We start from the raw sequence: 10,271 nt of genomic DNA, 5'->3' as shown, positions 1-10,271 counted from the left end.
CATCCCGAACACGACCGTTAAGCCCTCCAGCGCCGATGGTACTTGGACCGCAGGGTCCTGGAAGAGTAGGACGTCGCCAGGCATACATAATAAAAGAAGCATCTAGTTTATCCAAATGGACTAGATGCTTCTTTTATTATACTAAACGAATTATGCAGGGAGTCTAATCCTTGATTAGCCAACTACTGTACTTCTTTACTCTGGATTTGTTTGTAGGGAAGGTTGTTCAGTCGTATGGGAAAGTCCTTCTACAGCATTTGCACGATTACGGGAAATAAAAAGTAGGCGTAATATGGTTAAAATCGGAATAAATATACAAAAAACGAATGGAATCGCTTGTTTGACAGATATCATGACGATCATACCTCCTATAAGAGGTACCATGTCACAATTACGACTTTTTTATTCAACTAAAAAGGTAATTTCTCAAAAATTGACTGAGTGATAAGGAGTTACATTTCAATAGATTGATAATAAAATGTATAATCTGAACGGTACGGTTATAAAAAAGGAACATTTAGTCAATTATAGAAGATAAAGAAAAAGGTTCTGATACAAGGGGGAAAAGAGATGAATGGAGAGCTAACTAAAATGGAGTACCTTCAAGAACCATGTATTATATGTCATACCATCCAAGAAGATATGCTACACTTGTTGGAAAAGCCTATATGCACCTGTTGCGAACAAATTATCATAAATACAGATTGTGATCAGCCGGAAATGTATTTGTTCCATGTTTCAAGATTGAAAGAGATATGGTTAAATGAGAGTGATATAAGAGAGGAAGGGACTTTCTAAAGTCCTTTTATTTTTTGTACGGAGGTTTGTTTAGTCAAATGGAAAATCAGCAAGAAACCCCGATTTACGAGGCATTGTTACATCATAGAGAAAAGAAGGCAGATAGTTATCATGTTCCTGGGCATAAGCAGGGCGAAAATTTTGTGGAGCACAAAGATGATTTGTTTCAATCGATTCTTCAAATGGATCAAACTGAGATAACAGGCTTAGATGATCTTCATCACCCAAGCGGAGTGATTGCCAGAGCTGAGTGTCTTGCAGCAGAGGCTTTTGGAGCAGGGAAAACGTTTTATCTGGTTGGCGGAAGTACGGCCGGAAATATAGCGAGTATCCTCACGATGTGCCTGCCTGGAGACCAAGTGATTTTGCAACGAAGCTGTCATCAGTCTATATTTCATGGATGCATGCTAGCAGGTGTTTCGCCTATTTACTGGACAGATACATATGATATGTATACAGGCTTTGAGAAGCCATTAGATCTGGATTGGTTGGCGGAAAAATGTAGGCAGAATAAGATTAAACTAGTAGTCATTACAAGTCCTAGCTATTATGGAGTGATCCAACCGGTAAGAGAAATTGCTGATATTTGCCATCAATTTGATGTAGCTTTGTTGGTAGACGAGGCTCATGGGGCGCACTTTGGTTTCCATCCGGATCTTCCAGATTCTGCGTTGTCACAAGGAGCTGATCTCGTTGTACAATCGACTCATAAAATGCTTGGTTCGATGACGATGAGCTCTATGTTACATGTAGGGAGCAGTCGAGCTAGGATAAATGATCTGGAGCGACAATTGCGGGTGGTTCAATCAAGTAGTCCTTCCTATCCACTGCTTGCTTCATTAGATTTAGCGCGAAAACAGGTTGCTGTAGATGGACTGAATTTATTTGGACGATTGCTGACTGAATTAGATCAGTTTAAAAAGGATACGTTCCCCAAGTGTAGATGGGTTCAAGAGTACTCGTTACATCATCTAGTATGCCGCCAGGACCCTTGTAAAATGGTAATCGCGAGCGGTGGACAAACGTCAGGGATTGAGATGCAAACTTTTCTAGAAGATAAGGGGATTTATACTGAATTAGCTGATGATCGTCGGGTGTTGTTCTGCTTCTCGTTAGCACATCCTGAAGGCTCTTTGACTCGACTAAAAAAAGCGTTGCTGGAATTAGATGGCTGGCTGGGAAATCGCGAAAGTAAGTTATTCGAGAGGAATACTCTTGCTCTTCAATTACCGAGTACGACTGAATTTGTGTTATCCTTTCAAGAAATCAGGAAGTATTCGCAAGATCGATTGAAATTAGAGGAAGCGGTAGAAGGGATCATAACAGAGCCCATTGTGCCTTATCCACCTGGCATTCCGGTACTTTTGCCAGGTGAACGCTTAACATTCGAATGGATGGAATATCTAAGAGATGCCGATCAAGCTGGATATCGAATTCGAGGGTTATATCAAAATCAACTAACATCAGAAGTTAGTGTTAATATAGTTAAAAATAGCTTTATGGATTAACTAATAAGTGGGACTTTGGTAGTAGTGGCGTCTAAGGATAATTCCAGTGGTTGGTTAAAGTAAAGTTGGTACAAACAGAAGCTTATTTTATATAAAATGTGGACACTATTTGGAAGACGAAGCGTGCTGAATGGGCCTTTGTTCTTTCGGATCAATTGGAGTGAATCGATGAAAGGTTTATTTATATCCTTTGAAGGACCAGAGGGAGCAGGAAAAACGACTCAGATACGCAGAATATGTGAATGGTTGGATCATCAGGGAATTTCATACATTCATGTACGTGAGCCAGGTGGAACTCGTATTGGAAATGAGATTCGAGAACTGGTGCTACATCCAGAGTTTGAGGAGATGTCGATGTTAACAGAGGTGCTTTTGTATGCCTCATCAAGAGCACAACTGGTTGGTGAAGTGATTATGCCTGCTTTGGCAGAAGGGAAAATGGTTCTTTGCGATCGCTATGTGGATTCTAGTGTTGCCTATCAAAGCTATGGAGCAGGTGTTTTGTTAGAGACTGTGCTTACGATTAATGAGAAAGCGACTTCTGGGCTTACACCACATCGAACGTACTTATTGGACATTCCCTCTGAAGTAAGCGAGAGCAGGATACGAGCACGTGGAGGAGATAAGGATCGGATGGAACAGCGGGATTCCCTATTTCATCAACGTGTTCGTGAGGGATATCTTGAGTTATCCACAAGATATCCACATAGATATATGGTGATACAAGGCGATCAAGAGTTAGAGGATATAAACTGGCAAATCAAACAAGACATATTACAGCTTATGTCATAGGAGAATACGCTTCATGAATTAAGTTGTTTTAAGAAGAAGGGTTTGCCGAAGTTTACGAACAGGTGATAGAATGAGTAGAGGGAGTATCCTCTGTCTGATTGATTGCTACGGTATATACCATATGATATAGATGTTTTTTCTATTTTCATTTTTGAAGATTGTTTCAAAACAGGCGTGAATGTGAGACAGATCCCGAGCAAGTTGGGGATGGAGACATCATCTTTTGAATAGGGTGACAGTTGACCCCATGCAGAAGAACCCCCATCAGGTGAATTGGGCGGCATGCAGGAGGGATCCTTGAGTGTTTAAGATTATTGGTGTCCGTTTTAGGCAAGCGGGCAAGATTTATTTTTTTGATCCAGGTGCTCTACTAATCCAGCAAGGGGACGCTGTGGTTGTGGAGACAGTAAGAGGAATTGAGTATGGTCAGGTGGTAGTAGGTGTACGCTATGTTTCAAAGGACGAAGTAGTCCTCCCGTTGAAACAAGTGATCCGAGTTGCCACAAGCGATGATACGAGACAGATGATGGAAAATGAACAGGCTGCGATGGAAGCTCTCAGAATCTGTAAGGAGAAAGTTCTTTTCCATTCCTTAGTGATGAAGCTAGTTGATGCCGAATATACGTTTGATCGAAATAAGATCATTTTCTATTTCACCGCAGACGGACGTGTGGACTTTCGTGAACTAGTTCGGGATTTAGCAGCGGCTTTTCGGACTCGCATTGAATTGAGACAGATCGGAGTTAGAGATGAAGCGAAGATGCTGGGTGGACTGGGGCCTTGTGGTCGAGTGTTATGTTGCTCATCGTTTCTAGGGGATTTTGAACCTGTTTCCATAAAAATGGCAAAAGATCAAAATCTATCGTTGAATCCTACGAAGATTTCAGGTTTATGTGGTAGATTGATGTGCTGCTTAAAGTATGAAAATGATCACTACGAAGGAAACGCACCTTTACCTGACCTTGGTGAACATGTACATACACCAGAGGGTGCAGGCGAGGTTGTGTTGCTTGATTTGTTAGAAAGACGAGTGCAAGTACAATTAGCAAGCTCTGGTAAGACGGTAGAGCATTCTTTAGACGAAGTCACACTCGAAGCCTAAAATGGATCTGGAAAACGTGTCTGGAAGTAACGAGGTGGTAGCTTGGATAAACAGGCGATTTTCAAGCAGGTTGCTCAGGTGGAAGAACGAATTGGCGAGTTATATGAGGAAATAGGTAACTTAAAAGCACAGGTTAGAGAATTGATAGAAGAAAATACACGCTTGGTATTGGAAAAACAACGTTACCAAGAACATTTGCAAGCAGCATCGAAGGGTATGAAATCAAATTCGACAACCTCAGTCATATCAGAGCATACAGATGCGGATGTACCAGAAACCAAAGAGGGTTATAATAATCTAACCAAGTTATATGAAGAAGGCTTTCATATTTGCAATGTCCACTATGGTCGGATGCGGACGGAAGGTGATTGTCTGTTCTGTCTCGCTTTTTTAAACAAAACCATATCTGATGAATAACGTCTGGGAAGAAAGTCTCCCAGCGTTTTTTTCATAAATGGGGTGAGGAATTGAAGGAGACTCCCTATTATGTTTATATCGTACGTTGCCAAGATGAAACTCTTTATACGGGGTGCACAACAAATCTTAGTAAGCGATTGGCTGTTCATAACTCGGGTAAAGGGGCACATTATACAAGAGCGAGAACCCCTGTTACGTATGTCTATCAGGAGGAAGGAATAGGGCGATCTTGGGCACAACGGCGCGAATATGAGATTAAAAAGATGACACGGTCGCAGAAATTAAGGCTGATTCAAGAAAGAGGGTTAACATGAAGGTTCAGAAGAGCTTTGATGGATCGAGTAATACAGGAATCCTATATGTCGTGGGGACTCCGATTGGGAATTTACAAGACTTCTCTCCACGAGCTCGGGAGATTTTAGCTACCGTTGATTTAATTGCGGCAGAAGATACAAGACATACGAAAAAGCTACTTTCTGCTTTTGAGTTCTCGACTCCTCTGACGAGTTATCATGAGCATAATGAGCAGTCAAAAGGAAAATTTTTGATTCAACAACTTCTGGAAGGGAAATCCATTGCATTAGTAAGTGATGCTGGGATGCCAGGAATCTCTGATCCAGGCGAGGTGGTCATTCGAGAGGCAGTAGAAGAGGGGATTACGGTAGTACCGATTCCGGGTCCGAATGCCGCCCTTACAGCATTAGTTGCTTCGGGACTGGTTCCGCAACCATTTTTATTTTTAGGCTTTTTTCCGCGAGAGAAAAAAGATCGCAGAAAGGAGTTAAAGAAATGGGCGACAATTCCTGTTACATTGATTAGTTATGAGGCGCCTCATCGATTGGTTGACTTGCTTTCTGATGCGATGGAGGCTTGGGGAGATCGCCAAGTGGCGATTGCGAGGGAATTAACGAAGAAACATGAAGAGTGGCTACGCGGCTCCCTTTCAGAATGTTTGTCGCATATAAAAGAGAACGGAGTCAGAGGCGAGTATGTTTGTATCTTTGGAGGGGCGGATCAGTCTGAATTTAATCAAGAGCCTCCGGCATGGTGGTCTAGTTTAGAAGTTATTGAACATGTGGAGCACTACCTGCGCCAAGGGATGAGTACAAAAGATGCGATACTACAAACATCGAAGGATCGCGATGTGGGAAAAAGAGAGATTTATAATCTTTATCATACATAGGATCAAAAAAACCAGCTGAATCTCTATGACCTGCCTTGAGATTTAACTGGTTTTTTTCTTCTTAATCAAAATATACTATGTGTTCTGGAATTGAAAATCTTATGTGATTCATAACATCTACCAATATTGTTATGATATGGTATATAAGAGCGGCACAAATTACTCAGCGACTACGGAATTATTTGCTTCGATGAGAGAATACATTTCCTCGATGCACTTTCTGCTAACGACTTTGTTTTTGTAACGAACGGTTTCGTCCACTTCACCAGTAAAAATGCAGGCAGGCTCATATTTTTTAAGAACGATACGCTCACCGTCTACATAGATCTCCAATGCATCCTTTTCGCCAATGCCTAGCGTACGACGAAGCTCGATAGGGATTACAACACGACCTAGCTCGTCTACCTTACGTACAATACCAGTTGATTTTAGCATTTGAAATCTCCCCTCAATTCTGGCGGTTCATTGGTTTCGATCATCTCTTTTTAAAATATACGTCAAATTTCGACATATTTGATGTCAAAATCATCATACCAGCGATTACCATGTCAGTCAATAATTCTTTAGGAGTTTTATAGAAAATTTCTTGATTTAGACAAAAATAGATGAAATTGGCTATAAAAGGGTTTCAGAAGAGGGTTAGATCCATTTGAGAGGGTGATCTATATATGTTTAAAGTATCAGAAGAACTCCAATTTAAATTAAAGCGATTGAATCTAAAATTAAGAGAGACCTACCCTAAGGAGTTGTTGCATCCACAAAGGGTTCGTGAGCATCTTTCGGAGATTGGAGAGTTTGTTCGGATTGAGCGATTTAGCGACACGGAATTACAAGATTGGGCAAAGGGAAAGAGTGTCGTTGGGATAGATGGCTCGGTAAACTCAACCAAAGGAATTGAGATGAGGACGCTTTCTGTATTTCAAGCGCTGGCGAAAGGGACAAAAGGTGAGGAAGCTTGGGAAGCCGATGTGTATACTCCTTTGATTCAAGATGAATGGGAGGCGGAGGGTTTATTAGCTCGTGAAGCGCAGAAGCGTGGTGCAAGGCTGTCTCGCCTAGAGTTAAAGGTAACGAAAAAGGCGATTCGAGATTGGCAACCGCATGTTGTGATGATGGATGGTTCGTTGCTTCATTATCATTTTGACGATGCGGACGAGTGGGACAAGGTAGCGGAATTGGCAGAAGAAACCGGTGTGTTAATAGTAGGAATTGCGGAGGAAGTAGGGTCTCGTGGATTAGCAAAACAGGTATTTCCTGAGCATCCAGCGTGGTCGGATCGGGATTTACTTTATGGCTTATTAGATGTAGGTGAAGCGTATGAGTGGTCGGAATGGAGTCCTGCGGGAACCAAGATGTGGAAAATGGTTTTTCGATCCTCTTATAGTCCAGCCCCCGTCGGAGTGGATGGTTTGTTGCTTCAGAAGCAAGAACGGATCTCGCTACTCCGTTTGATTTACTCGCTTACCCCCATGCAGGGACGGGGGATTCCTTATTGGCTTGATATTGTGGATCAAGAGGTGCGAGTTACGAATCCACTGGTACAGACGATGGTGGATCAGTATATTGACCCGGATTTGCGGCATCGTTTATTAAGTCCAAAGAGAAGTGAACGAGTGATTTGACTTGATTATAAGAAGGAAGGAAGTTGTTTATGCAAGTAGTTGGGGTTACGTCACAGCAGGAAGTACATGTGGTATCCAAAGATCGTAAGTTTCGCATGAACGAAATTCTGGTGATTGAAGACGCGGCTCTCTATCATCCGAAAGGAGAAGTTGTTGAGACGCTTTCGTATAATCGCTTAATCCCAATGGGATATGATAAATCGATGGTTGATCAACAGGTCCTACATACGCTTGAACAGATTGGATATAACATTGATTCCGATGAGATTAATATTGCCAAGGTAAGGTTATTTGAAGAAGCGGCTCATCCGATTCGTACGGGTTGTCAGGTTCGTTTGCCTCAATTTTATGAGGTTCGTCATTTGTTGGTTAAGTCAACACCTAGAGCAGGGATGATCCTAGGGGAGATCCGGGGAACGGAGCCGATGGGACATGATATGGATCTAGAGCTACAGAATCAGATGATGATGATGGAGCAGGGAGTCCTTAGGGAACAGAAGGGTGTTCCGTTTATTTTTGATATTCGGACGATGCAACAATATCCGCATATTGGTGTGTTCGGCGGATCTGGCTCGGGGAAATCGTTTGGGCTAAGGGTAATGCTAGAAGAGGTAATGAAGCTTCGTGTTCCTACTGTTGTTTTTGACCCTCATTTTGAGATGGATTTTCGGCATATCGGGGAGGAGACAGCCCATCTATGTCCGGATTTGCAAGATCGCTCTGTTGTGGTTCAGATTGGTCGAGAGGTTGGGGTTTCGTTTAGCGAATTAAATACACGGGATCTGGTCGAACTGCTGGGCGCTTCTGGGGGTGGGCTTTCGGAGCCGATGGTAAACGCGATTCAGATGCTCCATAAGCGAAGAGATACTTATAATAGTTTTAGCGATCGGGTTAGTAATCTGGTCCAGGCGTTGGAAGAAGGAAAAGCGGGCTTAGAGAAGCAACTTCGCAGTGATGATCTGACTCCGATTCAAGTGCAACGGATTCGGGATTTAAATCAGCTTTTGCAAGAATATGGTACGATGCCTCATTCTTCTGTGAAGGGAGTACACTGGCGGCTTCAGCGTTTGGAGAGAGCGGGGCTTTTCCAGCAAAATATTGATGCGATTCAGCGGGGTCTTGAGCAAGGGAAATTAGTCGTGATTCAAGGTTCTACTTGGATTTTGCAGGTATTTGCTACGTATGTGACAGGCGCATTGTATCGAAAGCGCAGGGAATATAAAGATGCCCGTATGAACGGGGAGGAAGGCCATTTTTTCCCGCCATTTGTTATTGTAACGGATGAAGCGCATAACTTTGCACCGAAAGCAGTGGAATCCCCGGCCAAGTCCATTTTAAAAGAAATTGCTCAAGAAGGTCGGAAATATGGTGTTTTCTTGATCCTTGCTACTCAGAGACCAACGTTATTAGATGAGACGATTACCGCACAGCTAAATACGAAGTTGGTTTTTCGGACGGTGCGTGGAACGGATATTGCTACATTAAAGGAAGAGACGGATTTGACGAATGAAGAGGGGAAACGTCTTCCGTACTTACGCTCTGGAGATACGTTTGTTTCTTCGGCGGCATTTGGGAGAACGGTTTTTATTCGGATTCGGACTGCTTATACGCATAGTCCTCATTTGTCTAATCCGTTTGATGAATTGGTTCAATTTCAGCAGGCTAAGGATGATCAGGTTTTAGAGGCACTCCGGGATTTGTTTCCTTTTTTTGATAGTGATTTTCTGCCGACGTTGGAGAAGTTAAATTCTAAGACGGGTTTAAGTTGGGATTTGCATCGTTTGCATCAGGAGTTGGAGCAGTGGGCTAGGGATGGGAAGGTTAAAAGGGTTGAGTCTCCGTTTGCGACTCGATTTGAGTTGGTGTAGGGTGATTCCATCTATCAGGTCTGATATGTATGAAACCACAAAGCTACCAAACTTGTGAAGGCTGGTAGCTTTTTGTTATGCTTGTCACACTAGTTAGATGGAAGGGTGACATGTGATGGAGTGTACGATTGGTAATGTAAAAATCCCTTATCATATCTATGGTTCAGGTCGGCCTGTTCTCATCATACACGGCTTGACACTGGATCATCGATCGATGACTGGTTTTATGGAACCTGTCTTTTCTGCAAGGGATGAAGAGTGGAAACGAATTTATATCGACTTACCTGGGATGGGGGAGAGCAAAGGGTACGAAGAGCTGAACGGCTCCGATGAGATGTTAGATATGGTGCTTCAGTTTATAGATCAGATGATACCTGAGGAATCCTTACTAGTAGTGGGGCAATCATACGGCGGATATATTGCAAGAGGGATTATTTCTAAGAAAAGAGAGCAAGTAGGTGGGGCTGCGTTAATCTGTCCGATGATCGTTCCTGATAAAAACGAGAGAGATCTTCCTCTACATCAAGTGATCTATCAAGATGAGAATCTGCTATCCCAGTTAAATCGAGAAGAAAGAAAGGACTTCCAATCTCTAGCGATTGTGCAAGATGAAGCCTATTGGAATCGATATCGTAACGAAATTTTACCTGGTCGTTCCAGGGCAGACTCTCGCTTTATAGACAAACTCCTGAGTCAATATGCCTTTTCCTTTGATGTTGATCAGAGAGTTCCTTCTTTTGAGAAGCCAGTCCTCTTGGTGACTGGCCGACAAGATTCTATGGTAGGGTATCAAGATGCTTGGCGCCTACTAGAAAATTTTCCGCGTTGTACCTTCACTGTATTAGATCGGGCCGGGCATAACTTACAACTCGAGCAACCGTCACTACTCCATCGCCTCTGCGATGAATGGTTAGATAGAGTAGTAGAAAATGGCCCATCTTATAGATAAGTGGTGGGAAAAGCAAATATAAACGAGTATTA

Annotated in this window: 12 protein-coding genes and 1 rRNA gene; 11 read left to right on the top strand and 2 right to left on the bottom strand. The window is 42.6% G+C overall.

What is annotated here, in order from left to right:
- A 5S ribosomal RNA gene (rrf, locus tag J2Z48_RS15800) occupies positions 1–82 on the top strand; the annotation flags it as partial.
- 113 nt (positions 83–195) lie between these two features.
- Here rrf and J2Z48_RS12280 read toward each other — a convergent pair.
- Positions 196–354: a hypothetical protein gene (locus J2Z48_RS12280; RefSeq protein ID WP_307253925.1), complete on the bottom strand. Its 159-nt coding sequence runs from the start codon at positions 352–354 to the stop codon at positions 196–198.
- A 216-nt stretch (positions 355–570) separates the two neighbouring features.
- On the opposite strand from J2Z48_RS12280, the gene J2Z48_RS15770 reads away from it, so the two are divergent.
- The 7 genes from J2Z48_RS15770 to rsmI all read left to right on the top strand — a co-directional run bounded on the left by J2Z48_RS15770 (position 571) and on the right by rsmI (position 5,800).
- Positions 571–798 (top strand): sigma factor G inhibitor Gin, encoded by a 228-nt coding sequence (locus tag J2Z48_RS15770; protein ID WP_370872931.1) that lies wholly within the window; start codon positions 571–573, stop codon positions 796–798.
- A gap of 38 nt (positions 799–836) precedes the next feature.
- Positions 837–2,306 (top strand): aminotransferase class I/II-fold pyridoxal phosphate-dependent enzyme, encoded by a 1,470-nt coding sequence (locus J2Z48_RS12275; RefSeq protein WP_307253924.1) that lies wholly within the window; start codon positions 837–839, stop codon positions 2,304–2,306.
- 168 nt (positions 2,307–2,474) lie between these two features.
- Positions 2,475–3,098, top strand: a complete 624-nt coding sequence (gene tmk, locus J2Z48_RS12270; RefSeq protein WP_307253923.1) for a dTMP kinase — start codon at positions 2,475–2,477, stop codon at positions 3,096–3,098.
- Between the two features lie 301 nt (positions 3,099–3,399).
- Positions 3,400–4,200, top strand: a complete 801-nt coding sequence (locus J2Z48_RS12265; RefSeq protein WP_307253921.1) for a PSP1 domain-containing protein — start codon at positions 3,400–3,402, stop codon at positions 4,198–4,200.
- Between the two features lie 42 nt (positions 4,201–4,242).
- Positions 4,243–4,617, top strand: coding sequence for a DNA replication initiation control protein YabA (gene yabA, locus J2Z48_RS12260; RefSeq protein ID WP_307253920.1), 375 nt, complete (start codon positions 4,243–4,245; stop codon positions 4,615–4,617).
- Positions 4,618–4,667: 50 nt separating this feature from the next.
- Positions 4,668–4,931 (top strand): GIY-YIG nuclease family protein, encoded by a 264-nt coding sequence (locus J2Z48_RS12255; protein WP_307253918.1) that lies wholly within the window; start codon positions 4,668–4,670, stop codon positions 4,929–4,931.
- Positions 4,928–5,800, top strand: a complete 873-nt coding sequence (rsmI, locus tag J2Z48_RS12250; RefSeq protein ID WP_307253917.1) for a 16S rRNA (cytidine(1402)-2'-O)-methyltransferase — start codon at positions 4,928–4,930, stop codon at positions 5,798–5,800. Before J2Z48_RS12255 ends, rsmI begins: the two co-directional genes overlap by 4 nt.
- A gap of 159 nt (positions 5,801–5,959) precedes the next feature.
- Here the strand turns inward: rsmI and J2Z48_RS12245 are convergent, their stop codons facing one another.
- Positions 5,960–6,235, bottom strand: a complete 276-nt coding sequence (locus J2Z48_RS12245; RefSeq protein WP_307253916.1) for an AbrB/MazE/SpoVT family DNA-binding domain-containing protein — start codon at positions 6,233–6,235, stop codon at positions 5,960–5,962.
- Positions 6,236–6,468: 233 nt separating this feature from the next.
- On the opposite strand from J2Z48_RS12245, the gene J2Z48_RS12240 reads away from it, so the two are divergent.
- From J2Z48_RS12240 to J2Z48_RS12230, 3 genes are all read left to right on the top strand, one after another.
- The gene (locus J2Z48_RS12240) at positions 6,469–7,422 is read left to right on the top strand and encodes a DNA double-strand break repair nuclease NurA (RefSeq protein ID WP_307253915.1); all 954 of its coding nucleotides are present in this window, start codon (positions 6,469–6,471) and stop codon (positions 7,420–7,422) included.
- 29 nt (positions 7,423–7,451) lie between these two features.
- The gene (locus J2Z48_RS12235; RefSeq protein ID WP_307253913.1) at positions 7,452–9,290 is read left to right on the top strand and encodes an ATP-binding protein; all 1,839 of its coding nucleotides are present in this window, start codon (positions 7,452–7,454) and stop codon (positions 9,288–9,290) included.
- 115 nt (positions 9,291–9,405) lie between these two features.
- Complete coding sequence (locus tag J2Z48_RS12230) at positions 9,406–10,239, top strand: alpha/beta fold hydrolase (protein ID WP_307253912.1); 834 nt, start codon at positions 9,406–9,408, stop codon at positions 10,237–10,239.
- The last annotated feature ends 32 nt before the right edge of the window (positions 10,240–10,271 follow it).

This window comes from Croceifilum oryzae (assembly GCF_030814315.1).
GTDB classification, from domain to species: Bacteria; Bacillota; Bacilli; order Thermoactinomycetales; family Thermoactinomycetaceae; genus Baia; species Baia oryzae.
The sequence above is the reverse complement of the archived record's forward strand: the minus strand, read 5'-3'. Positions and strand labels throughout refer to the sequence as shown.

Bases quoted from the DNA above. Each gene is read 5' to 3' on its own strand.
- J2Z48_RS12275 (WP_307253924.1), top strand. From the start codon at position 837: ATGGAAAATCAGCAAGAAACCCCGATTTACGAGGCATTGTTACATCAT.
- rsmI (WP_307253917.1), top strand. From the start codon at position 4,928: ATGAAGGTTCAGAAGAGCTTTGATGGATCGAGTAATACAGGAATCCTA.
- J2Z48_RS12240 (WP_307253915.1), top strand. From the start codon at position 6,469: ATGTTTAAAGTATCAGAAGAACTCCAATTTAAATTAAAGCGATTGAAT.
- J2Z48_RS12235 (WP_307253913.1), top strand. From the start codon at position 7,452: ATGCAAGTAGTTGGGGTTACGTCACAGCAGGAAGTACATGTGGTATCC.
- J2Z48_RS12280 (WP_307253925.1), bottom strand. From the start codon at position 354: ATGATATCTGTCAAACAAGCGATTCCATTCGTTTTTTGTATATTTATT.
- tmk (WP_307253923.1), top strand. From the start codon at position 2,475: ATGAAAGGTTTATTTATATCCTTTGAAGGACCAGAGGGAGCAGGAAAA.
- J2Z48_RS12230 (WP_307253912.1), top strand. From the start codon at position 9,406: ATGGAGTGTACGATTGGTAATGTAAAAATCCCTTATCATATCTATGGT.
- J2Z48_RS12245 (WP_307253916.1), bottom strand. From the start codon at position 6,235: ATGCTAAAATCAACTGGTATTGTACGTAAGGTAGACGAGCTAGGTCGT.
- J2Z48_RS15770 (WP_370872931.1), top strand. From the start codon at position 571: ATGAATGGAGAGCTAACTAAAATGGAGTACCTTCAAGAACCATGTATT.